This window comes from Pseudobutyrivibrio sp. LB2011 (assembly GCF_000701765.1).
GTDB lineage: Bacteria > Bacillota > Clostridia > Lachnospirales > Lachnospiraceae > Pseudobutyrivibrio > Pseudobutyrivibrio ruminis.
Window position 1 is genome coordinate 142,456 of record NZ_JNJS01000008.1, and the last position, 23,558, is coordinate 166,013.

18 protein-coding genes and 1 pseudogene are annotated in these 23,558 nt (G+C 41.0%); 1 reads left to right on the plus strand and 18 read right to left on the minus strand.

The genetic code is table 11. The features are described from left to right. Positions 1 to 8 precede the first annotated feature (8 nt). The 18 genes and pseudogenes from T375_RS10695 to nifJ all read right to left on the minus strand — a co-directional run bounded on the left by T375_RS10695 (position 9) and on the right by nifJ (position 21,628). Positions 9 to 1,541, minus strand: a complete 1,533-nt coding sequence (locus tag T375_RS10695) for a glycoside hydrolase family 43 protein (protein ID WP_049960412.1) — start codon at positions 1,539 to 1,541, stop codon at positions 9 to 11. 155 nt (positions 1,542 to 1,696) lie between these two features. Next, complete coding sequence (tsaA, locus tag T375_RS10700; protein WP_044938240.1) at positions 1,697 to 2,377, minus strand: tRNA (N6-threonylcarbamoyladenosine(37)-N6)-methyltransferase TrmO; 681 nt, start codon at positions 2,375 to 2,377, stop codon at positions 1,697 to 1,699. 56 nt (positions 2,378 to 2,433) lie between these two features. Continuing rightward, entirely contained in the window at positions 2,434 to 2,958 is a 525-nt protein-coding gene (locus T375_RS10705; RefSeq protein ID WP_044938243.1) for an adenine phosphoribosyltransferase, read from the minus strand. A gap of 174 nt (positions 2,959 to 3,132) precedes the next feature. After that, on the minus strand, positions 3,133 to 4,635 hold the full coding sequence (locus T375_RS10710) for a flagellin N-terminal helical domain-containing protein (protein ID WP_044938247.1): 1,503 nt from the start codon (positions 4,633 to 4,635) through the stop codon (positions 3,133 to 3,135). Positions 4,636 to 5,100: 465 nt separating this feature from the next. Further along, positions 5,101 to 6,588 (minus strand): flagellin N-terminal helical domain-containing protein, encoded by a 1,488-nt coding sequence (locus T375_RS10720; protein WP_044938504.1) that lies wholly within the window; start codon positions 6,586 to 6,588, stop codon positions 5,101 to 5,103. A gap of 434 nt (positions 6,589 to 7,022) precedes the next feature. Continuing rightward, positions 7,023 to 8,483, minus strand: a complete 1,461-nt coding sequence (locus T375_RS10725) for a flagellin N-terminal helical domain-containing protein (RefSeq protein ID WP_044938252.1) — start codon at positions 8,481 to 8,483, stop codon at positions 7,023 to 7,025. Positions 8,484 to 9,115: 632 nt separating this feature from the next. Continuing rightward, a complete protein-coding gene (locus tag T375_RS10730) occupies positions 9,116 to 9,919 on the minus strand; it encodes a metal ABC transporter permease (RefSeq protein ID WP_049960413.1) in 804 nt (267 codons plus the stop codon). Beyond that, entirely contained in the window at positions 9,912 to 10,673 is a 762-nt protein-coding gene (locus T375_RS10735; protein WP_044938255.1) for a metal ABC transporter ATP-binding protein, read from the minus strand. Before T375_RS10735 ends, T375_RS10730 begins: the two co-directional genes overlap by 8 nt. 15 nt (positions 10,674 to 10,688) lie before the next feature. Beyond that, the gene (locus T375_RS10740; RefSeq protein WP_049960414.1) at positions 10,689 to 11,657 is read right to left on the minus strand and encodes a metal ABC transporter substrate-binding protein; all 969 of its coding nucleotides are present in this window, start codon (positions 11,655 to 11,657) and stop codon (positions 10,689 to 10,691) included. Continuing rightward, positions 11,657 to 12,277, minus strand: coding sequence for a ribosome biogenesis GTP-binding protein YihA/YsxC (gene yihA / locus T375_RS10745; protein WP_044938258.1), 621 nt, complete (start codon positions 12,275 to 12,277; stop codon positions 11,657 to 11,659). The genes T375_RS10740 and yihA overlap by 1 nt, the downstream gene beginning before the upstream one ends. After that, positions 12,277 to 13,563 (minus strand): ATP-dependent Clp protease ATP-binding subunit ClpX, encoded by a 1,287-nt coding sequence (gene clpX, locus T375_RS10750; protein WP_090480295.1) that lies wholly within the window; start codon positions 13,561 to 13,563, stop codon positions 12,277 to 12,279. The genes yihA and clpX overlap by 1 nt, the downstream gene beginning before the upstream one ends. Before the next feature lie 46 nt (positions 13,564 to 13,609). Next, positions 13,610 to 14,194: an ATP-dependent Clp endopeptidase proteolytic subunit ClpP gene (clpP, locus tag T375_RS10755; protein WP_044938266.1), complete on the minus strand. Its 585-nt coding sequence runs from the start codon at positions 14,192 to 14,194 to the stop codon at positions 13,610 to 13,612. 250 nt (positions 14,195 to 14,444) lie between these two features. After that, a pseudogene (gene tig, locus T375_RS10760) lies at positions 14,445 to 15,767 on the minus strand (trigger factor); the annotation flags it as partial. A gap of 91 nt (positions 15,768 to 15,858) precedes the next feature. Continuing rightward, positions 15,859 to 16,305, minus strand: a complete 447-nt coding sequence (gene rpiB / locus T375_RS10765; RefSeq protein ID WP_044938270.1) for a ribose 5-phosphate isomerase B — start codon at positions 16,303 to 16,305, stop codon at positions 15,859 to 15,861. A 2-nt stretch (positions 16,306 to 16,307) separates the two neighbouring features. After that, positions 16,308 to 16,862 (minus strand): YqeG family HAD IIIA-type phosphatase, encoded by a 555-nt coding sequence (locus tag T375_RS10770; RefSeq protein WP_044938508.1) that lies wholly within the window; start codon positions 16,860 to 16,862, stop codon positions 16,308 to 16,310. A 58-nt stretch (positions 16,863 to 16,920) separates the two neighbouring features. Further along, positions 16,921 to 17,310 carry a hypothetical protein gene (locus T375_RS10775; RefSeq protein WP_044938273.1) on the minus strand — a complete coding sequence of 130 codons (390 nt, stop codon included), beginning with the start codon at positions 17,308 to 17,310 and terminating at the stop codon, positions 16,921 to 16,923. 80 nt (positions 17,311 to 17,390) lie between these two features. Beyond that, entirely contained in the window at positions 17,391 to 17,843 is a 453-nt protein-coding gene (gene nrdR, locus T375_RS10780; RefSeq protein WP_033154531.1) for a transcriptional regulator NrdR, read from the minus strand. A gap of 251 nt (positions 17,844 to 18,094) precedes the next feature. Then, positions 18,095 to 21,628 carry a pyruvate:ferredoxin (flavodoxin) oxidoreductase gene (gene nifJ / locus T375_RS10785; RefSeq protein WP_044938276.1) on the minus strand — a complete coding sequence of 1,178 codons (3,534 nt, stop codon included), beginning with the start codon at positions 21,626 to 21,628 and terminating at the stop codon, positions 18,095 to 18,097. A gap of 346 nt (positions 21,629 to 21,974) precedes the next feature. On the opposite strand from nifJ, the gene guaB reads away from it, so the two are divergent. Continuing rightward, positions 21,975 to 23,432 (plus strand): IMP dehydrogenase, encoded by a 1,458-nt coding sequence (gene guaB / locus T375_RS10790; RefSeq protein ID WP_044938279.1) that lies wholly within the window; start codon positions 21,975 to 21,977, stop codon positions 23,430 to 23,432. The last annotated feature ends 126 nt before the right edge of the window (positions 23,433 to 23,558 follow it).

The following is a 23,558-nucleotide window of genomic DNA, read 5'->3' on the forward strand; positions in this document are numbered from 1 at the left end:
AAGCCTTATTAATATTTTACTCCCCATACACTCTCGTTACTTCCAACAGCTGAGAATGTCATGCATTCTGTGCCGGCTTCATCCTGCATCTTGCAGAATACGCCACTATAATCTGTACCATCAACTGTGATGTTCATATAGTATGTGCCATCAGTCATAGTCCATGTACCAGAAACCTCTTTGCCCTCGCAAGTACCATCAGAATTCAGATAAAGAATTATCGGATTTGCGATATCACTTGAAATATCTGTGCCCTGATTGATGAAATAGTATCTTCCCTCTACTTCATCCATACTATAACCAGTTTCAGAAACAGTCTCACCCTGAGTCTGATATGGTAAATCGCATGGCCATCCTTCAGCATTCATAAGCATCTGATGTACTCTTGGAGAGTGATTCTCTCCACCGTCGTTGAAACGAGTGTGGTAAACCAAGTACTCCTTTCCATCACTGTCGACAAAAGCAGAATTGTGGCCTGTAGCCATGTATGCTCTGTCCAAGCTAGGCAGCTTATAGTTGCCAGAAAGCTTAAGTCCGTAGTTTTCATGCATTGCGCTCTTCTGTGGATATTCGCCATTCATATCAACGTATTCGCCATCCACTGTCTTAGAACGGAACACACGAATCTGATATCCACCGTTGCTAGTCAAAGTGCCATAAGATACAAACAGATAGTAATAATCTGTGTTAGCATCGTACATAATATATGGTCCTTCAATGGAAATGTGTCCACCACCAAGAAGCTTCTTGCCATAATATGGATCCACATTGTTTGCCTCATCCGCTTCTGGGTGAATCACAAGACCAGTCTCTGGGTCAAGCTCCAGCAGGAATATACCACCAGACCATGAACCATAAACCATCCACATTCTTCCATCAGCATCGTAAAATACTGTAGGGTCAATTGCGTTTGGATAATCTTCATAGTTGTATCCACCGCTTTTAATGTAGTTTTTCTTTACATAGTCCTTATCAACATAATCAAGTACATCTGTAGAAGCCACATTGCTAAGGTTAAAGCCTGAATAAATTAGTGGTGCCTGCCATTCAAATGGGCCCTCTGGTGATTTGCTGGTACCAAAGCAAAGATTTGACGCATTAAATGTACTGGTTGTGCAGTAGTACATGTAGTAAAGACCAGTAGTCTCATTGTATATAACATCCGGCGCCCACACATGTGTGCCACCATCATCTGTTTTGATAATACTATCCTTGGATCCTGAATAAGCAAAAGCTTCATCTGCCACATCATAAATCTGACCATAAACAGGATTAGATTTCATATAGCCATCGCCAATCATTTCCCAATTAAGTAAATCTGTACTTTTCGCTGCAGTCATATGACTACCATAAATATAATATGTTCCATCAACTTCTAATACGGATGGGTCGTGGACTGAAACGCCCGAAGAAGAAACGTCACCTGTGGCAATACCGTCATAGCTGACTGTGTAATTTTTCTCTTTAGATTCAGAGCTTGAGCAAGCCACCAGACCTCCAACCATAGAAACTGCTAGAACACATGAAATAAATTTTTTCATGCGTTATCCTCCATTAATAAGTCGAAAATCTTCAGACATCAAGCCCCTTATAAAAAATGTTTGAAGATAAAAATAACTGCCCAAAACTCCATTGCTTTGGACAGTTCTAATATATCAAATCTATTTTAAGAACACAATATTTATTTTAAATATTTCTAAAGTAATTTGATAACTTCTTTAACTATAAGTGAATCATTTTCAGATTCAAATACCAAATCATAACCATGATAAGCCAATCTAAAATCTCGATTCTTACCCCTATCATAGCCTGCTCGTGGATCCTGGCTGAGGACATCTATTGCAGAATGACGCAGATTTTCAGGAAGCTTGGCTAAAAGTTCTTCTGGAAACTCCACCTTAACCTGGGCTCCCTTTGAAAGGGAATCAGTGAAACCTCCCTTTGCATCAGGATGAGCGTCTGCATAAGGGATGTATGGCTTTATATCGTAAATAGGTGTGCCATCTAACATATCCACTCCGCTGACCACAAGCACCGGGCCATCTTTTTCAGTTTGCTTTACCTCTATCAGCTTTACAGATGAAAGTCCGATATTGTTGGGACGATATGGCGCACGGGTGGCAAACACTCCCATGTGCTTTTCTCCGCCAAGCCTAGGTGGACGAACAGTGCCCCCTTCCAAAGGCTTATTCTTAGAAAAGCCCCACAGCAGCCACAGATAATCATAGTCTGTGATACCATCGATAAAGGTAGGATTTCTAAACTCCTCCGTAAATACGATATAGCCTATTTCATCCGACACCAAGCCGCTCTGCCTTGGTATCCCAAACTTTTGTGTAAAGCCTGTATGTATAAATGCTATTTCTTTTAATTCCATCAATACCTCTTAAATAATAAAAGGCAGTACAAAATGTACTGCCCAATAGTCTAATATTACTTTCCTTCGTATGTAACAACTGACTCTACGTCGTACTTTGCAAGCTTTTCGCGTCCGTTAAGACCTGCGAGCTCCATAAGGAAGATGATTTTAACAACTTCGCCGCCAAGCTCCTCAACAAGCTGAGCTGCTGCTTCGATTGTACCACCTGTAGCGATAAGGTCATCTACGATAACAACCTTCTGACCTGGCTTAACTGCATCCTTATGCATCTCGATTGTAGCTGTGCCGTACTCAAGGTCGTATGTCTTTTCGATAGTTTCGCATGGAAGCTTACCCTTTTTACGAATGAGAACGAATGGCTTGCCAAGTGCGTATGCAAGTGGTGCACCAAAGATGAATCCGCGGCTCTCTGCGCCTGCGATAACATCACAATCAACATTCTCAATAAGCTTCTTCATTTCGTCTATAGCAAGTCGGAACCCTTCCGCATCCTGCAAAATGCTAGTAACGTCTCTAAACATGATACCTGGCTCTGGGAAATCTGGAATAGTTCTGATGTAATCTTCTACTTTTTTCATTTTTAACTCCTTCTAGTAAATGGATATTTACAAAAGAATTATACACTCAATAATATATGTTTTCAAGGTTCCATCGGGAAAGCACAGCCATTATATTTGCATTTAAAAAGGGGCCCCGAAGGACCCCAATTTGTGGATAGTACTCGAAAGTACCTATGCGTTTGGCCACGCTAATTATCCTAAGAGTGAAAGAACACCCTGAGTTGCCTGATTTGCCTGAGCGAGCATTGATTGGCCTGCCTGAGCAAGAATATTATTCTTGCTGTATGTAACCATCTCGTCAGCCATATCTGTATCACGGATACGTGATTCAGCGGCTTCTGTGTTCTCTACGACGTTGTCTAAGTTAGCAATTGAGTGCTCAAGTCTATTCTGTATAGCACCAAGACCAGATCTCTGAGCAGATACCTTTGCAAGGGCATCTGCGATAGCATCTATTGCGTAAGTTGCTGCTTTACCAGTTGCATCACCAACATTCAAGCCCTGAATTCCAAGTGCTGTAGCTGTCATTGACTCGATTGTTACACCAATCTTGTTTGTCATGTCGGCATCTGAACCAACATGAAGATTGAATGTAAGATCTTTCTGCACAGTTGCTGTTCCCTTTTTGATGATAAACTCAACCTTTGTAAGGTTATCTCCAGTTACCTCATCAGGTTTCTTGCCATTAACGTTAGTTGATGATGTCGCATCTGTAACTGTAATGTCTGTACCATTGTACTTAGCGCCTGGAACTTCAATAATTGAATCAGAGCCAATTGATGAAGCTGCTCTTAGTTCATTTGCGATGAGCTGGTATGCCTTTGCTGCTGTGATTAATGTAGAATCTTTTCCATCTACACCATCTGCTGGAGCTGCACCTGTTGATGTACTAAATAATTTTGCAACCTTGCCATTGTACTCTATTGTAGAACCCTGGCTGGCAAATTTATTAAGCTCTGTAGCTGCAACCTCAGATGTATCAGCATTAGTCTTATCTGCAATAGTAAATGATTTACCATCAATCTTTACTACTTCTCCAACTGTTAAGTGGATTTGTGCTGTTTTATCTGCAGATGTACCTAATACAGTAAGGGCATTTGCTAGCTGTGTTGCTGTATTCGCACCCTCTACACCAATTGTGTACTTTGTACCACCAATTGTGTAAGTATCACCCATTGCAAGGGCGTTAATTGTGAATGTGGCTTTTGTTGTATTCTGTGTAAGTGTTCCATCAAGACCAGCGTCATGCGCAGCAACCACTTGTGTCTTGGTGCCGTAGTCCCCCTTGAGAAGATAGGTCTCGTTGAACTTTGTTGTCTCTGCTACACGATCAATCTCTGTTGTAAGCTGAAGGATTTCATCTTGAATAGATGCACGATCAGATTCAGAATTTGTACCGTTTGCTGCCTGGACTGCCAACTCATTCATTCTCTGTAACATAGAATGTACCTCTGTAAGGGCACCCTCGGCGGTCTGTACTGCTGAGATACCATCTGATGCATTGGTTGATGCCTGATCCAGACCACGGATCTGCTTTCTCATCTTCTCAGAAATTGAAAGACCAGCTGCATCATCTGCGGCTCTATTGATTCTAAAACCACTTGAAAGTTTCTCAGTAGATTTTCCCTGAGCGTTTGTTGTAATTCCTAACATTCTTGAAGCATTAGCTGCCTGCATATTGTGTTGTACTACCATAATTTCTACCTCCTTGTAGATACTCCCACGATTCCATTCATGAGAGATGCATATTGCATAACATTAACTAAAAATCAAAAGTTTCATGACATGGAAACATACATACTTTAGGCTTATTTCCAGTATCTATATAACAAGGGAGTGACCAACCTCCACATGCTATCAAGGAAGAAATTATCACTATTACAAAATCATTAAAGATTTTTAATAGTGCCGTAGTATAACAAGCTTTATTTAATTGTAAAGCTGCGATTTGGCAAGTCACTTTTCCGCGCGATAATGAAAAATAACTGCCCAGGTGGACAACAAAAACAATCTGTTTACTGTTTCCATCTACTACAATTATCGGAAAACTTTCTACAAACTTTAGAAAAATTATAAAAAATAATTTATACACCAAAAAAGAGGCCTCTTTCGAAGCCTCTAATTTAAAACCGTAATGTAATTTATTAACCAAAGTGGCTATTAGCCAAGGATTGAAAGAACACCCTGTGTAGACTGGTTAGCCTGAGCAAGCATTGACTGACCTGCCTGAGCAAGAATGTTGTTCTTGCTGTATGTAACCATCTCATCAGCCATATCTGTATCACGGATACGTGACTCAGCTGCATTTGTGTTCTCTACTACGTTATCAACGTTTGCAATTGTGTGCTCAAGTCTGTTCTGGATAGCACCAAGAGAAGATCTCTGTGCAGATACCTTTGAAACAGCATCAGCGATTGCATCGATTGCGTATGTAGCAGCCTTGCCTGTAGCATCAGCTACGTTAAGACCATTGATACCAAGTGATGATGAGCTCATGTCTGAGATTGTAACACCAATCTTATTTGTCATATCAGCATCTGAACCAACGTGAAGGTTGAATGTAAGATCCTGCTGAACCTTAGCTGTTCCCTTATTAAGAGTAAATGTTACCTTGTCACCATCATCTGCTTTTACAACATTTGCATTTGTACCTGACAATTCTGCAGCTGTACCAGACTTTGGTACAAACTGTTTAGTAGAACCTGTTATAGGCTTATCTGCACCAATTGAAGAAGCAGCCTGAAGCTCTGTAGCCATAAGCTTATAAGCCTTTTCCTGTGTGATTACAGTAGAGTTAGCCTTATCAACTCCATCTTCAACATTCTTGAACAATGTAACTGACTTACCATTGTACTCAATTGTAGAACCTGCACTTGCAAAATCCTTTAAATTATCCTGGTTAAGCATCTTTGTCTTCTCATCAGTTGTACCTGATGTAATTGTGTAAGAGCTTCCGTCAATCTTTACAACTGTACCTACTGCAAAATTCTCTGCTGTACCATCATTTTTTGTTCCAGCAAGAATCTTTCTTGCATTAGCAAGCTGCTCATCAACATCTTCAGCTTTTCCATCATCATCAGCAACACCAATTGTGTACTTTGTTCCACCGATTGTTGTTGTATCACCCATTGAAAGAGCCTTTACAGTGAATGTAGCCTTTGTTGTGTTCTGTGTAAGAGTTCCATCAAGACCTGCATCATGAGCTGCAATCTGGATTGTCTTTGTACCATTGTCGCCCTTAAGAAGGTATGTCTCATTGAACTTTGTTGTCTCAGCAACACGATCGATTTCTGTTGTAAGCTGATTGATTTCGTCCTGGATTGATGAACGATCTGACTCAGAGTTTGTGCCGTTTGAAGCCTGTACTGCAAGCTCGTTCATTCTCTGAAGCATTGAGTGAACTTCTGTAAGAGCACCTTCAGCTGTCTGCACTGCAGATACACCATCCTGTGCGTTTGTAGAAGCCTGATCAAGACCTCTAATCTGCTTACGCATCTTCTCTGAAATTGAAAGACCTGCTGCATCATCTGCTGCACGATTGATTCTATAACCAGATGAAAGCTTCTCTGTTGACTTAGCCTGATTATTTGCTGTGATGTTAAGCATTCTTGAGGCATTCATTGCCTGCATATTGTGTTGTACTACCATTTTTTCTACCTCCATGTAGTTGCTTCCCCGAGTCCATTCGAAGAAGAAGTGCTTCCTGCACTTATAATAAATTTAATCTATAATCAAAACAGACGCGCGCCACCTGTTTGACTACCAAATATAAAAATAAATAAAAAATGGGAATTAATTAATTGAAATATCTGTTTCGATTAATAACATCCTTGTCCCAAATCGAAAAAAAATAGAATTTAGAAGTAAAACCTATTCTGTCTCGTTATTAAAGTGTGCCGTGAATTCCTTTTCATCAGCAAATATAATTATCTACATTTCAGAGAAAAAAGCAATACCTTTTTCACATTTTTAACACAATTTTTTCACAAAAAAGAGGACTTCCCGAAGGAAGTCCCCTAATTTACTAGCTATTCAACTAGTCTGCGCGAAACGAATAGATAAACTATTAATTATCTTTAGTATTAACCTAAGATTGAAAGTACACCCTGAGTTGCCTGGTTAGCCTGTGCAAGCATTGCCTGACCTGCCTGAGCAAGAATATTATTCTTGCTGTATGTAACCATCTCATCAGCCATGTCTGTATCACGGATACGAGACTCAGCAGCGTTAGTGTTCTCAACTACGTTATCTACGTTAGCGATTGTGTGCTCTAATCTGTTCTGGATAGCACCGAGTGAAGATCTCTGTGCAGATACCTTCTCTACAGCGTCAGCGATAGCATCGATTGCATATGTAGCAGCCTTACCTGTAGCATCAGCTACGTTAAGTCCATCAACACCAAGTGAAGCAGAACTCATATCAGAAATTGTAACACCAATCTTGTTTGTCATATCGGCATCTGAACCAACGTGAAGATTGAATGTAAGATCTTTCTGAACTTCAGCTGTACCCTTTGTCATTGTAAATGTAACCTTATCAGTATCAGCTGCCTTTGTAATAATATTAGCATTTGCTGCTGTCATAGAGTCAGTACCAACCTTAGTTGTAGGATCTGCAATTACTGAGCTAGCGCCGATAGAAGATGCTGCCTTAAGTTCATTAGCCATAAGCTCATAAGCCTTCTGCTGTGAAATCAGAGTAGAATCCTTAGTATCAACACCTGTGTGAGCACCTTCAGCTGTCTGTTCGTTGAATAATGTTACTTCCTTACCATTATACTCAATTGTTGAACCTTTGCCTGCGAACTTCTCAAGTTCATCAAAAGCAAGCTCTGAAGTAGCTACATTTGTTTTACCAGATGCAACCATTGTGAATGACTTGCCATCAATTTTAACAACCTGTCCTACACCAAAGTCATTACCACCATTAAGAATAGTCTTAGCGTTTTCAAGCTGAGTTTCTGTGTCAGCACCATAAACACCGATTCTGTACTCTGTACCACCGATTGTTACCTTATCGCCCATTGAAAGAGCTTTAACTGTAAATGTAGCTGTTGTTGTGTTCTGAGTAAGTGTTCCATCAAGACCTGCATCATGAGCTTTAATCTGGATTGTCTTCTTACCATAATCGCCCTTAAGTAAGTATGTCTCGTTGAACTTTGTTGTCTCAGCAACACGGTCGATTTCTGTTGTAAGCTGATTAATTTCGTCCTGGATTGAAGAACGATCAGACTCACTGTTTGTTCCGTTTGAAGCCTGTACTGCAAGCTCGTTCATTCTCTGAAGCATTGAGTGAACTTCTGTTAAAGCACCTTCAGCTGTCTGCACTGCAGATACACCATCCTGTGCGTTTGTAGAAGCCTGATCAAGACCTCTGATCTGCTTACGCATCTTCTCTGAAATTGAAAGACCAGCTGCATCATCTGCTGCACGGTTAATCTTGTAACCTGAAGAAAGTTTCTCAGTTGACTTTGACTGATTACCAGTTGTGATGTTAAGCATTCTTGAAGCATTAGCAGCCTGCATGTTATGTTGTACTACCATAAATTTCTACCTCCTTGTAGATACTCCCTAGATTCCTTTCCTGGGAGAAGTGCCTTTGCACTCAAATTGTTAATAAATTACATCTATAATAATTACAGCACTCGCGCGACATGCCGCAAATTATTATCCTCATTAACGGATAGTAGTATGCACTTTAAGCCCTAAAACTAGTATTCAATTTTCAATATCCTGTGCATGAAAAAATCCTATTGCGATTGCAATAGATAAATAGAAAAAGATTATTGATTATCCGATCCTTAACATCCTTGTCCTGGTCCGAAATATAAGTTATGTGATTATGATGTGTTAACCTGGATAAACGAAATCCGTTTCATTTACCGCTTGCAAATATTGTATCGGATCAATTTTCGAATTACTTAACCCCTATTTAGAAATTTTTTTATAAATTTTTATTTCAGTTCTAAATATCTGGATTAAGAGCTCTATTTGACCCTTACACAGACTATATCGGAAGCTTATTCTGAAACTTAACCCCTTTTTGAAGAAATTTTTAAAAAATTATTATCTCGTTACAAAAAATGGTGATACAGCAAGCTCTCCCGCTATCTGTATCACCATTATAACATCATTTTTCAGTTGTAACCGTTTTTCACCGAAAAGTCATAAAGAAATTATCTATCTTTTCCATAGATGTATGTTGCAAAGTAAATCACACTGGCGATGATTACAATCATTGGGCCTGTGGCCATGTCTGTGAAGTATGATACAAACAAGCCTGCCACACCAGAGAAAATACTAAATATCATTGAAAGGTATGTGTACTCTCTGAAGTTTTCAGAGATGTTGCGACTGCTAGCAGCTGGAAGTATCAGCAGAGCATTAATAAGTAGAATACCTACCCACTTGATAGAAAGCATTACTAGTAGTGCTATAAGCACTGCAAATGCATCTTCCATTACTCGCACTGAAATGCTACGGCTCTTTGCGAGGGTAGCATGAATACTGATTGCAGTAAGTCTGTTGATACTGATGCACCAAAAAACAAGAATTACTACAAATAGTACAATTAGCTGGATGATTTCAGCTGAGGTAATGGATAAGATATCTCCTACCAATATAGCTGAATAATTTGCAAAGCTTCCGCCTCTTGATAAAATAGCAAGGCCAAGAGCTGTGGCACAGCTTGCAAATACTGATATCAATGTATCTGAAGAGCTAAGGCCCTTTCTGCTGATGTAATTAAGAAGCAATGCAAAGCAGATTCCAAATATAATCATGGAAACTGTAGTGTTAGCTATGCCCATGATAACACCTGCCGCAATACCGGTAAGTGCTGAATGGCCAAGCGCATCACTGAAATATGCCATACGCTTTTGCACTATCATTGTGCCTACCATTCCAAACAATGGAGAAATCAAAAGGATTGCGATTGTCGCTCTTACCATGAAGGCGTATGAAAACATTTCATTAAACATTTGCATTCACCTCCACTTCTCCTGTGGCACCCTTGCCAAAGACACTTTTGAAAGCATCTGTCTCAAACACCTGCTTTGGCTTGCCCGCCGCTGTAACTGTCTTATCTATAAGAATGACGTTATCTGCATACTTATATACATAGTCTAAATCATGGCTTACAAGGATGATTGCCAAATCGTGAGTCTCTTTTAAATATCTCATCTTTTCATAGAAAGCATCCATACCATTTTTATCAATACCTGACACAGGCTCATCCAAAAGCAAAAGATTTGGTGTATCATGCACAGCCATAGCAAGAAGCACTCGCTGAAGCTGTCCACCTGAAAGTGTACCTACTGGCTGGTCAATAAGCTCAGCCACATCAAACTCTGCCAATGCTTCCTTTACATGGTCGTGCTCTTTTTTGTTTCTGAAGAGAATAGGAAGCTTGCCAGTGAAGGACTGGAATAAATCATATACTGAAAGTGGTGTCGTTCTGTCGATATTTACACTTTGTGGTACATAGCCAATCTTCAAGCCTTGCATGGTTCCATTCATCTTGTTTTTGAACTGAATCTCTCCAGTGTATGGAACCTCACCAAGTATTGCTCTCACTAATGTGGACTTACCTGCTCCATTTCTTCCAATAATAGCAGTCATGTTTCCACAGTGTACATGCAAATTGATGTTGCTAAGGACCTGCTGGTCACCAAATGACACGCCCAAATTATTAAATTTTATACAGTGGAAACCACATGGAATAATTTTCTTCATATTTTTCCTTATATACTACAAACTATTCTTAATTACAGCGTAGTTTTTATTTAATACAGTGATATAATCCAAGCCACTATAATCGCCATGAACTAATGTCTCAAGATAAACTACCTTAGCATCTGTCTGCTCTGTAATAAGCTCACCCATGGCATGGCCATAATCGTATTCTGCAAATACAACCTGCACATTGTTTTCATTGATTGCATCAATGAAGTCACTGACCTCACCTGCACTTACCTGGCGTTCTTCATCAAGGTCCATTGTAGCTACTATATTGGCTCCAAGAGACTGAGCTGTATAAGCAAAAGCTTCATGAAGCACTGCAACATTAGCACCGGAAAGAGTCTCATCCAGACCCTGGTTATCTATCTGTGAATCCATCACACTGATGAATGTATCAGCATTTGAAGCATAGACGCTGGCATTGCTTGAATCCAAAGCTGCTAATCCATCTGCAATAGCCTGCACCTGACCAGCGTAGATTTCTTCGCTCATCCAAATGTGGCTATTAGCACCTTCATCATGATGATGCTCTTCTGAAGTACCATGGCTATGGTCTTCTTCCTCTTCAGCTTCCTCCTCAATGATTACAGGATAATCCTCCTCTACAGCCTCGAATGTATCAATAATAGGAAGATTAGGATATGCCTCTACAACATCCTCCAAATATCCTTCCATGCCACCGCCATTTACAATAAGAACATCTGCTTTCGAAAGATTCTTCATATCCTCTGTGGTGAGGGTGTAATCGTGAAGGCATCCTGTGGTAGGCTGAGAAAGATTCTGAACTGTAACTCCTTCTGCATCACCAACTACATTGATAGTGGCAAGATATACAGGATTACAGCTGGTCATTACAAGAAGTTCAGAATCATCACTTTCCTTGTTATTTAGTTTTACATAAAAAAATGTGCCACACAGCAGCACCACACTAATAGAGATGAGCAGTAGTAGCACAAATAAATATTTGCTTTTCTTCATTAATCGAGATCCTCTACATCAGTGAGACTTGCTTCGTTTTCAATGACCTGATCTAAGAAATCCTGGATTGTATCAAGTCCTTGCTTTGTCTGTGATGAAAATGGAACAATTATTGTATCTTTGTCAGCTCCAAGCCCCTCTCTAAGAATTTTAATCTGCTTATCTAGCTGACTACGTTTGATTTTATCTGCCTTTGTGGCAATGACGATTGGATCGTAGCCTACATAGGCCATCCACTCGAACATCTGCTTATCGTTTGCCGATGGTGTGTGTCTGATATCTACCAACAGGAACACAGCTCGAATCATATCCGATGTGTTCAGATAGGTCTCTATCATCTTGCCCCATCTCTCACGCTCCTTTTCAGAAGCCTTAGCAAAACCATAGCCCGGCAAGTCCACTACGTAAATTTCGTCATTGATATTGTAGAAATTTATGGTCTGTGTCTTTCCAGGCTGAGCTGACACTCTGGCAAGTGATTTGCGGTTCATTACCGCATTTATAAGTGACGACTTCCCTACATTTGACTTGCCAGCGAATGCTACCTCAGGTAAATCATTCTTTGGAAGTGTGGATGTAGGGCCGCACACTGTTTCAAGATTGCATGATCTGATAACCATTATGCACTCTTTTCCTTTTTATCTTCGATTGAAACAACGCTTGCTTCTGCATCTTTGTCGATAAGGAGAAGGTTATTATCAACCATTTCTTTGTTTACTGTGATTTCTGTGATTGACTCATCAGATGGCACATGATACATGTAGTCCATCATAACGCTTTCAACGATAGCGCGAAGTCCTCTAGCACCAGTCTTTCTTTCGATTGACTTCTTTGCGATTTCGCGAAGTGCCTCGTCCTCAAATTCAAGCTTAACGCCATCCATCTTGAACAATGCCTGGTACTGCTTTGTAAGAGAGTTCTTTGGCTCTCTAAGGATACGAACCATATCGTCCTCTGTAAGCTCATTTAAGGATACATTAATTGGCACACGTCCGATGAACTCAGGAATAAGACCAAACTTAATGAAATCCTGTGGAAGAGCCTGCTGAAGAAGCTCGTCTACCTTTTGATTGTTTTTATCCTTAACATCTGCGCCAAAACCAATCTGGCTAACATCTGTACGCTGAGAAATAATTTTATCTAAGCCTTCAAATGCACCACCGCAGATGAATAGGATGTTCTTTGTATCGATAGCAATTGTCTCCTGCTGAGGATGCTTACGTCCACCCTGAGGAGGAACATTTGCAACAGTACCCTCGATAATCTTAAGAAGTGCCTGCTGAACACCTTCACCAGAAACATCACGTGTGATTGAAACATTTTCTGATTTCTTTGTAATCTTATCAATCTCATCGATATAAACGATACCGATTTCTGCCTTCTTAACATCAAAATCAGCAGCCTGAATAAGCTTTAAAAGAATGTTTTCAACATCCTCACCAACATATCCGGCCTCTGTAAGTGTTGTTGCATCCGCAATCGCAAATGGAACACCAAGTACACGTGCTAATGTCTGCGCCAAAAGAGTCTTTCCTGAACCTGTAGGTCCAAGCATAAGAACGTTACTCTTCTGAAGCTCAACATCGATGTCATCTGGATTAGCCATGATGCGCTTGTAATGATTGTATACCGCTACAGAAAGAACCTTCTTTGCCTCGTCCTGACCAATAACATACTGATCAAGAAAAGCCTTCATGTCCTCTGGCTTCTGAAGATTGATTTCAATTGAATCAGTCTCAGGAGCTGGACCGAAGTCGTCTAACTCTTCTACGATAATTTCCTGGCAGATATCTACGCACTCGTCACAGATAAATGCACCATTTGGTCCTGCAATAAGCTTGCGAACCTGATTTTGTGTCTTTCCGCAGAAAGAACAACGAACTCTATCATCGTTTCTTGCCATAATTACCTCTTTAAACTCTAACTACCCCTACTAACTATATATCGGTGAATTAGTTCTTCTTTGTAATAATCTCATCAATAAGACCATAATCAAGTGCTTCCTGAGCATCAAGCCAATGATCACGCTCTGTATCAGCACAAACCTGCTCGTATGGCTTTCCTGTGTTTTCAGCAAGCATACGGTTGAGCTTTTCTCTAGTCTTTAAGATGTTCTTTGCAGCGATTTCGATTTCAGTAGCCTGTCCTTTAGCTCCGCCAAGTGGCTGGTGAATCATAACCTCTGAATTTGGAAGTGCAAAACGCTTGCCCTTCTGTCCACCTGCAAGAAGGAATGCGCCCATAGAAGCTGCCATACCGATGCAGATTGTAGATACATCACACTTGATGTACTGCATTGTGTCGTAAATAGCCATACCAGCTGTAACGCTACCGCCTGGGCTATTGATGTAAAGATGAATATCCTTGCTAGGATCCTCTGACTCAAGGAAAAGAAGCTGAGCAACTGTAAGAGATGCTGTAGTTTCGTTGACCTCCTCACCTAAAAATACGATACGATCCTTTAAAAGACGTGAATAAATATCATAAGAACGCTCTCCACGAGAATTCTGTTCAATGACATAAGGAATTGTAGCCATTTTTGTCCTCCTTCGAATATAAACCTAGCCCGAGCGTATGCTCAGGCTAGTGTATTAACTTCCTAAATGTTTTTCAACACAAGGATATTATATATGTTTTTAAATCTAATGTCTTTGATTTTACAAAATTTTAATACTTTTATAAGATGTCAGACACTAATTATTCTGCGTCATCAGCCTTCTTTGTTGTCTTCTTTGTAGTAGTCTTCTTAGCTGTTGTCTTCTTTGCTGGCTTCTCCTCAGCTGCATCTGCCTCAGCATCATCAGCCTTCTTTGTAGCCTTCTTTCTAGCAGATTCCTTAACGTTGTCCATGATAAGCTCGATTGCCTTTTCGATAGCAATATCCTTCTTCATAGACTCCTTCTCAGACTCGCCAACAAGGTTCTTGATCTGATCAAGCTCCATGCCGTACTGCTTAGACATTTCCTCAAGCTTAGCATCAACGTCAGCATCAGCTACTTCGATGTTTTCCGCCTTTGCAATTGCCTCAAGTACAAGTGAAGACTGTGTACGTGAAAGTGCATCTGGGCGAACCTGCTCACGGAATGAATCCATTGTCATACCTGTGAACTGCATGTACTGCTGAAGTGAAAGACCCTGCTGTGCCATGTTGTTAGCGAAGTCGTTGATCATGTTTTCTACCTGATAGTCAAGCATTGCATCAGGGATTTCCATCTCTGAATCCTCAACGATCTTTGCGATAGCTTCGTCTTCCTGTGCACGACGGCCTTCTGCCTTCTTATTGTTCTCAAGACGTTCCTTAACAGAAGCCTTGTACTCTTCTACTGTTTCGAACTCTGTAGTATCTGCTACATACTCGTCATCAAGCTTAGGTATATCCTTACCCTTTACTTCGTGGATGTGGCACTTGAATACTGCTGGCTTACCTGCAAGATTCTCTGCCTGATAGTTCTCAGGGAATGTAACCTCAACGTCTACATCCTCACCAGCCTTGTGGCCGATAAGCTGATCTTCGAAACCAGGGATGAATGAACCTGAACCAAGCTCAAGGTCATAGTTCTCGCCCTTACCACCTTCGAATGCAACACCATCGATGAAGCCTTCGAAATCGATAACAGCTGTGTCACCCTTAGCAGCCTTGCCTGTCTTTGTAACTGTACGAGCAGCTCTCTCAAGCTCTGCCTTAATTGTGTTGTTAACTTCTGTAGCTGTAACCTTTGAATCGATCTTTGTTACAGATACACCCTTGTACTTACCAAGCTTAACTTCTGGCTTAACAGCAACTTCTGCTGTGTAGATGAAGTCCTTGCCCTTTTCGAGCTGAGTAATATCAATCTTTGGCTGAGATACGATATCAAGCTTTGACTCGTCATAAGCCTGTGGATATGTATCCTGCATAATAATATTAGCAGCGTCCTCATAGAAAATCTCTGCACCATACATCTTTTCAACCATGTTCTGTGGTACCTTTCCCTTACGGAAACCAGGAACAGAGATGCTGTTTTTCTGCTTATTATATGCCTTTGTAATAGCCTTTTCTAACTCAGCTGCATCAACTGTGATAGTGAGCTTTGCCATGTTCTTTTCAAGATTTTCTACCTGTACGTTCATTTATTAATATTCCTCCTCTAACATATATATAGGTAGACTATAAAGTCTTTTATGTACGTTATACTACGCAGACTGACAAATTATATCAGACTTAAGCCTCATTTTCAATAGCTGTTATCATATCAATTCTTGTCTGATGTCTTCCGCCGCCTTCGAATTCTGCCTCTAAGAAGCTCTTTACAATATCCTTTGCAAGCTCGCTTCCAACGATTCTAGCGCCAAAAGCGATCATGTTTGCATTGTTGTGCTGACGGATGAGACGAGCTGTTGTAGTCTCTGAACAAACGCCGCAACGAATGCCTTTGATTTTGTTGGCTGCAAGTGAAATACCAACACCTGTACCGCAGATAAGAACGCCCAAGTCAACCTCTCCTGAAGCAACCATGCGAGCGGCCTTTGCACCGTACTCTGGATAATGACAGCTTTCGTTTGAATCTGTTCCTATATTAATAACCTCATGTCCAAGGCTTTCAATATATTCCTTTACCTCTTTTTTTAAATCTACAGCTGCATGATCATTTGCAATTACGATTTTCATTTTTATTCTCCTTTTGAACTTTTAGTAGGTACTTTATTTATGTCTGTTCCATATAATTTATAAATCTTATAACCAAGAAGAATGATGGCTTCCAAAAATCTTTTAAAGATAATCTGGATTTCTTCGTGCCATTTTTTAACTGGCTGAACCATTACTGAACGAATGCCTGCACGATTAGCGCCCCACACATCTGTGAGAATCTGATCTCCTACGAAGATTGTGCTTGTAACATCTGTTCCCATCTGCTCCATAGCCTTTTTATAGCCAGCTGTGCCTGGCTTGCCTGCCTTATAGATATATGTGCAGTATTCTACTGCCTCTTTAAAGGTCTTTACTCTTGGTTCTTTGTTATTAGATAGAAGCAACGCCTGAAAGCCTATTTCATGAAGTTCTTTAAATAAAGCCTTTGCTCTATCATCCGCTGGTGCATTATGTGGTACAAGTGTATTGTCCACATCAAAAATAACTCCACGATATCCTTCTTCGTATAATTTAGCAAAGTCGATATCGTATGTGCTTTTAATATAGTCTTTTGGATATAAATTTCTTTTACTCATAGGCTCGATTTTAGCACAATAAAAAGAGCACATCAATTGATGTGCTCATAAAATGCTATTATAATGAGAAATTTTCCGTTCCTCTGACTGGTGTAGTCTCTGAAGTTGATGTAGCTTTATTAGCTACGAAATACTGATAACGATGAATTGCTGAATCCTTTTCCATATCACTAACTGCTTTTTCAACATCAAGTGATTTGATATCACTATCGGATCCCTTCATATCGTATACAGTGCCTGGCTTGTACTGAGTAGCAAAATCGTAAGAACCAAATGTCTGATTGCTTCTAGCGGCTGCAATGTCCTCTTCAGTAACTGAAGCTGATGAAGACTCCTCAGGAATGTCTGTAACAGTTTCTTCAACAGACATTGAACTAAGTTCAGGCCTTATTCTTATGGAATTTTGATCATAAAACCCAATTGATGGGCGAATTCCTGAAATGTTCATTAAAAATAACTCTCCATATTTGCTTACATATCTTATATCGGCCAGATAAGCAAATACTTAACCCCTTCTACTAAATGAGTTTATTTATCCAATACCCTCTTCAACTCATCCATGAATGTATCAACATCCTTAAACTCACGGTAAACTGATGCGAAACGCACATAAGCAACAGGATCAACCGTCTCAAGATGTTCCATAACAATCTCTCCGATTTTTGTGCTAGGAATCTCTTTTTCTTCTAACGAAAAGATTTCTGTTTCGATTTCGTCTACTACTTTTGAAATCTGAGCTGCAGCAACAGGACGCTTACGGCATGCAATAAGAACGCCTTTCTCAATCTTGGTTCTGTCGTATGGCTCACGATTGTTATCTTTTTTGATAACAATCAAAGGAATTGTTTCTACCTTTTCGTATGTTGTAAAACGCTTGCCACACTCTGGACATGAACGTCTACGTCTGATTGATGTGTTGTCATCTGCAGGTCTTGAGTCAATTACGCTAGTATCATTACTACCACAAAAAGGACACTTCATAAAACCCTCCCTAAAAGTATACTAATCCATAGTCCGACAGTTACGCTTACAATCCTTAGTGTTTCTACGCTCAGCGAAGAATGCTTCGCTTTAGAAACCTAAGAGATTGTCTGCTACTGTCTCCTATAAATAGCAAGATTTGATATATGATTTTATTACATACCACAATATATAGTTATATTTTATCAAACACCGTTAAAGAACGCAACAAAAAACCCCGCACATTTCTGTGCGGGGTAAAAAGTTAAATCTTATGAGTAAAGATCTACTAACTTCTTAAGGTGAGCGTAACGCTCCTTAGCTGTCTCCTCGTTGAGTGCGAAGAGCTTCTCAGCACGCTCTGGGAATGCCTTTGTAAGACGAGAGTAACGTGTCTCGTTTGCAAGGAAGTCCTGATACTTGCTGTAGTCACCTTCCTTAGAAGTAAGAGTGAATGGATTCTTTCCTTCCTTCTTAAGATCTGGGTTGAATGAGAAGAGGTTCCAGTAACCAGCCTCTACAGCCTTCTTCATCTCATCCTGGCAGTGGTTCATACCACCCTTAACACCGTGAAGCTCACATGGAGCGTATCCGATGATAAGTGAAGGTCCGTTGTAAGCTTCTGCCTCAGCAAGAACCTTAACAGCCTGAGCCATGTTAGCACCAAGAGCTATCTGTGCTACATATACATAGCCGTATGACATAGCGATCTCAGAAAGAGACTTCTTAGACATCTCCTTACCTGATGCAGCGAACTGGCAAACTTCACCGATGTTAGAAGCCTTAGAAGCCTGTCCACCTGTATTAGAGTACATCTCTGTATCGAATACCATAACGTTAACGTTCTCACCAGAAGCAAGTACGTGATCAAGACCGCCGAATCCGATATCGTATGCCCAACCGTCACCACCGAAGATCCATACAGACTTCTTAGCGAGGTAATCCTTAAGAGCAAGTGCTGCCTTAGCGTCCTCAGAACCGTTCTTCTCGAGCTCAGCTACGAGTACGTCTGTTGCTGCACCGTTCTCACGTGTGCTGTTGATTGTCTCTTCGAACTTAGCAAATGCTGCCTTAAGCTCTGCAGAACCAGCCTCAGCTGCCTTCTTAGCAGACTCGATAGCGCGCTCGCGGAGGTACTTCTGTCCAACTTCCATACCTAAACCGTGCTGTGCGTTGTCCTCGAAGAGTGAGTTACACCATGCTGGACCCTTCTTAGAATCCTTGTTTACTGTGAATGGTGATGTAGCTGCAGGACCACCCCAAATTGAAGAACATCCTGTAGCGTTTGAAATATACATATGCTCACCAAAGAGCTGTGTGATAAGTCTTGCGTATGAAGTCTCTGCACAACCTGCACATGATCCTGAGAACTCAAGGAGTGGCTGGTTGAACTGAGAACCCTTAACTGTAAGGTCAGAACCTGCTGCATCCTTACGTCCAACATTAGCTACTAAGTAGTTGAATACTGGCTGCTCGTCTGCTTCTTCTGCCTGTGGAACCATTGTGATAGCACCAACTGGACATACAGTTGTACACTCACCACATCCCATACAGTCAAGTGGAGATACAGACATTGTGTACTTGTACTCAGAAGCCTTTGGCTTTGTATCAGCAAGCTTAATGTTTGCTGGAGCTGCCTTAACCTCATCCTCAGAAAGAAGGAATGGGCGGATTGTAGCGTGTGAACATACGAATGCACACTGGTTACACTGGATACACTTTGTCTCATCCCATGTAGGAACTGTTACGGCTGTACCACGCTTCTCGTAAGCTGCAGCACCAAGCTCGAACTGTCCGTTTGGATTCTCAGAGAATGCAGATACTGGAAGTGAATCTCCATCCATCTTTGAAATAGGCTCGAGGAGGTTCTTAACCATCTTAACAACCTCTGGACGACCCTCAAGCTCAGCCTTAGGAGCGTCTGGAGTAGGGTTCTTCCATGAATCTGGAACATTTACCTTATGTACAGCATCTACACCAGCATCGATAGCGTTGTAGTTCATCTGTACAACATCGTCACCCTTCTTGCCGTATGACTTCTTAGCAGCTGCCTTCATGTACTCAACAGCCTGGTCGATAGGCATTACATCAGCAAGCTTGAAGAAAGCTGACTGAAGGATTGTGTTTGTACGCTTACCCATACCGATTTCGATAGCCTTGTCGATAGCGTTAATTGTGTAAAGCTGAATGTTGTTGTCAGCAATGTACTTCTTTGCCTCAGCGTTAAGGTGCTGCTCGAGCTCCTCATCTGACCACTGGCAGTTAATCATGAATACTCCGCCTGGCTTAACGTCCTGAACCATCTTCATGCCCTGTGTAACATATGCTGGGTTGTGGCAAGCAACGAAGTCAGCCTGGTTGATATAGTATGGAGACTTGATTGGGTTGTCACCAAATCTCAAGTGAGAAATTGTAACACCACCAGTCTTCTTTGAATCATACTGGAAGTACGCCTGGATGTACTTATCTGTGTGGTCACCGATGATCTTTGTAGAGTTCTTGTTAGCACCTACAGTACCATCACCACCAAGACCCCAGAACTTGCACTCCTTTGTACCAGGAGCTGATGTAATAGGAGCTGGCTTAACCTCTGGAAGTGAAAGGTTAGTAACATCATCTACGATACCGATTGTAAATCTAGCCTTTGGAGCATCCTTCTCGAGTTCCTTGTATACAGCGAATACTGATGAAGGTGGAGTATCCTTTGATCCAAGACCATATCTACCACCACAAATTGTAATATCGTTAAGACCTGCTTCACGAAGTGTTGTAGCAACATCAAGGTAAAGTGGATCTGCAAGAGCACCTGGCTCCTTTGTTCTATCAAGGATAGCAATCTTCTTAACTGTCTTTGGAAGAGCAGCAAGGAATGCCTCTGAAGACCATGGTCTGTAAAGACGTACCTTAAGTACACCAACCTTCTCGCCGTGTGCGTTGAGGTAATCAATAACCTCTTCTGCAACGTCGTTGATAGAACCCATAGCGATGATAATTCTATCTGCATCAGCAGCACCATAGTAGTTGAAAAGCTTGTAATCTGTACCAAGCTTTGCATTTACCTTGTCCATGTACTTCTGAACAACTGCTGGGAAGTTATCATAAGCTGTGTTGCAAGCTTCTCTATGCTGGAAGAAAACGTCTCCGTTTTCGTGTGAACCACGCATTGTAGGATGCTCTGGATTAAGTGCGCGAGCTCTGAACTCTGCGATTGCATCCATGTTAACCATTTCTTTAAGATCTGCATAATCCCACTTTTCAATCTTCTGAATCTCGTGAGATGTACGGAAACCATCAAAGAAGTTAAGTACTGGAACATGTCCCTCGATAGCTGCAAGGTGAGCTACTGGAGCAAGATCCATAACTTCCTGTGGATTTGTCTCGCATAACATAGCGAAACCTGTCTGACGACAAGCGTAAACATCGGAATGATCACCAAAGATGTTAAGTGACTGTGTAGCAACTGTACGAGCTGATACATCGAATACACAAGGAAGCTGCTCTGCAGCGATCTTGTACATATTAGGGATCATAAGAAGAAGACCCTGTGAAGCTGTGAATGTAGTTGTGAGTGCACCTGCACCAAGTGAACCGTGAACGGCACCTGCGGCACCTGCCTCAGACTCCATCTCTACAACCTTTACTTGATTTCCAAAAATGTTTTCAAGGCCTGCTGCTGACCACTGATCAACAAAGTCGGCCATTGGGCTGGATGGTGTGATAGGGTAAATAGCAGCGACGTCTGTAAACGCATAAGCAACGTGTGCTGCAGCCTGGTTACCATCCATAGACTGTTTTGCTCTTGGCATTTTTAAATCCTCCTTATTATATAGGACATTTTATAGTTACTAGGATTGGAGAATATAACACCGGCCCCAACCCCACAATGTCGTAATTTTATGATAGAACTAATGAAAAATTTTTTCAACAGAACAAGGTATCATTTCTGTTTATTTTAGAGTACAAAATTGTAAAATCTTTTTGTTTTTATCCTCACAGGCGGACATTTGTCTTTCATGGAGTTACATGTCAAAAAAACTTTCTTCCAATAGCAAAAAATCAGCATATTTATTCAAATAATTTTATTGACTAACGGAACTTTGTTAAATATAATTTTAAAAAATTTATGTTCATTAAAGAAAGAGAGGTTGTTTTATGGCATCGATTATTGGTGATGGCATTACTTTCGACGACGTCTTACTGGTTCCTCAGTATTCGGAAGTAACTCCAAATCTTATTGATCTTCACACTAACTTAACTAAAAAAATTAAACTCAACATTCCTATGATGAGTGCTGCTATGGATACTGTTACAGAATCCCGCATGGCAATCGCTATGGCACGTCAGGGTGGTATCGGTATCATCCATAAGAATATGTCTATCGAAGCTCAGGCTGAAGAAGTAGACAGAGTTAAGCGTTCTGAGAACGGCGTTATCACTGACCCATTCTTCTTAGGACCAGACAACACACTTGCTGAAGCAAACGAACTTATGGGTAAGTTCAGAATCTCAGGTGTACCTATCACAAAGGAAGACGGCACACTTATCGGTATCATCACCAATCGTGACCTTAAATTCGAAACTGACTTTTCTAAAAAAATTAGCGAATCAATGACCTCAGAAGGTCTTATCACTGCAAAGGAAGGTATCTCTTTAGAAGAAGCAAAGGAAATCCTTGCAAAGTCTCGTAAAGAAAAGCTTCCAATCGTAGACGAAAACTTCAAGCTCAAGGGACTTATCACAATTAAAGATATTGAGAAGCAGATTAAATATCCAAACGCTGCAAAGGATGACCAGGGTCGTCTTCTCTGTGGTGCTGGTGTTGGAATCACTGGAAATATGATGGAACGTGTTGAAGCCTTAGTTAACGCTCAGGTTGACGTTATCGTTATGGATTCAGCTCACGGTCACTCAAAGAACATTATCGATGCTGTAAAGAAAGTTAAGGCTGCTTACCCTGATCTTCAGGTTATCGCAGGAAATATTGCTACTGGCGATGCCACTCGCGCTCTTATTGAGGCTGGTGCAGATGCTGTTAAGGTTGGTATTGGACCTGGTTCAATCTGTACAACACGTGTTGTTGCAGGTATTGGTGTTCCACAGATTTCTGCAATCATGGAATGCTACGAAGTTGCAAAGGAATACGGTATTCCAATCATCGCTGATGGTGGTATCAAGTACTCAGGTGATATGACAAAGGCTCTTGCAGCTGGTGGTTCAGTATGTATGATGGGTTCAATGTTTGCAGGATGTGATGAAGCTCCTGGTTCATTCGAGCTCTTCCAGGGTCGTAAGTACAAGGTATACCGTGGTATGGGTTCTCTTGCAGCTATGGAAAACGGTTCAAAGGATCGTTACTTCCAGGAAGGTGCAAAGAAGCTTGTTCCTGAAGGAGTTGAAGGACGTGTTGCTTACAAGGGAAGCCTTGAAGACGTTATCTTCCAGCTCATCGGTGGTATCCGTTCAGGTATGGGTTACTGTGGTTGCCCTACTATCCCAGAGCTTCAGGAGCGTGGAAAGTTCGTTAAGATTTCTGCTGCTTCACTTAAGGAATCTCATCCACATGATATTCACATCACAAAGGAAGCTCCTAACTACTCAGTAGAAGGCTAATTTAAATAAATAATACAAAAAGCCAGACTGTTACGGCTACAAGCCTACTGATTTCTCCGCTCGATGAAATATCTCGCTTGAGAAATAGTAGAGCTTGTTACCTACAGCCTGACTTTTTTTGTTTGT

What these genes read in the sequence shown, in the direction of transcription:
- nrdR (WP_033154531.1), bottom strand. Translation starts at nt 17,843, where the DNA reads ATGAAGTGTCCTTTTTGTGGTAGTAATGATACTAGCGTAATTGACTCA.
- T375_RS10725 (WP_044938252.1), bottom strand. Translation starts at nt 8,483, where the DNA reads ATGGTAGTACAACATAACATGCAGGCTGCTAATGCTTCAAGAATGCTT.
- T375_RS10705 (WP_044938243.1), bottom strand. Translation starts at nt 2,958, where the DNA reads ATGAAAAAAGTAGAAGATTACATCAGAACTATTCCAGATTTCCCAGAG.
- T375_RS10740 (WP_049960414.1), bottom strand. Translation starts at nt 11,657, where the DNA reads ATGAAGAAAAGCAAATATTTATTTGTGCTACTACTGCTCATCTCTATT.
- T375_RS10710 (WP_044938247.1), bottom strand. Translation starts at nt 4,635, where the DNA reads ATGGTAGTACAACACAATATGCAGGCAGCTAATGCTTCAAGAATGTTA.
- T375_RS10770 (WP_044938508.1), bottom strand. Translation starts at nt 16,862, where the DNA reads ATGAGTAAAAGAAATTTATATCCAAAAGACTATATTAAAAGCACATAC.
- nifJ (WP_044938276.1), bottom strand. Translation starts at nt 21,628, where the DNA reads ATGCCAAGAGCAAAACAGTCTATGGATGGTAACCAGGCTGCAGCACAC.
- T375_RS10720 (WP_044938504.1), bottom strand. Translation starts at nt 6,588, where the DNA reads ATGGTAGTACAACACAATATGCAGGCAATGAATGCCTCAAGAATGCTT.
- T375_RS10735 (WP_044938255.1), bottom strand. Translation starts at nt 10,673, where the DNA reads ATGAAGAAAATTATTCCATGTGGTTTCCACTGTATAAAATTTAATAAT.
- yihA (WP_044938258.1), bottom strand. Translation starts at nt 12,277, where the DNA reads ATGGTTATCAGATCATGCAATCTTGAAACAGTGTGCGGCCCTACATCC.
- tsaA (WP_044938240.1), bottom strand. Translation starts at nt 2,377, where the DNA reads ATGGAATTAAAAGAAATAGCATTTATACATACAGGCTTTACACAAAAG.
- clpP (WP_044938266.1), bottom strand. Translation starts at nt 14,194, where the DNA reads ATGGCTACAATTCCTTATGTCATTGAACAGAATTCTCGTGGAGAGCGT.
- rpiB (WP_044938270.1), bottom strand. Translation starts at nt 16,305, where the DNA reads ATGAAAATCGTAATTGCAAATGATCATGCAGCTGTAGATTTAAAAAAA.
- T375_RS10695 (WP_049960412.1), bottom strand. Translation starts at nt 1,541, where the DNA reads ATGAAAAAATTTATTTCATGTGTTCTAGCAGTTTCTATGGTTGGAGGT.
- T375_RS10730 (WP_049960413.1), bottom strand. Translation starts at nt 9,919, where the DNA reads ATGTTTAATGAAATGTTTTCATACGCCTTCATGGTAAGAGCGACAATC.
- T375_RS10775 (WP_044938273.1), bottom strand. Translation starts at nt 17,310, where the DNA reads ATGAACATTTCAGGAATTCGCCCATCAATTGGGTTTTATGATCAAAAT.
- guaB (WP_044938279.1), top strand. Translation starts at nt 21,975, where the DNA reads ATGGCATCGATTATTGGTGATGGCATTACTTTCGACGACGTCTTACTG.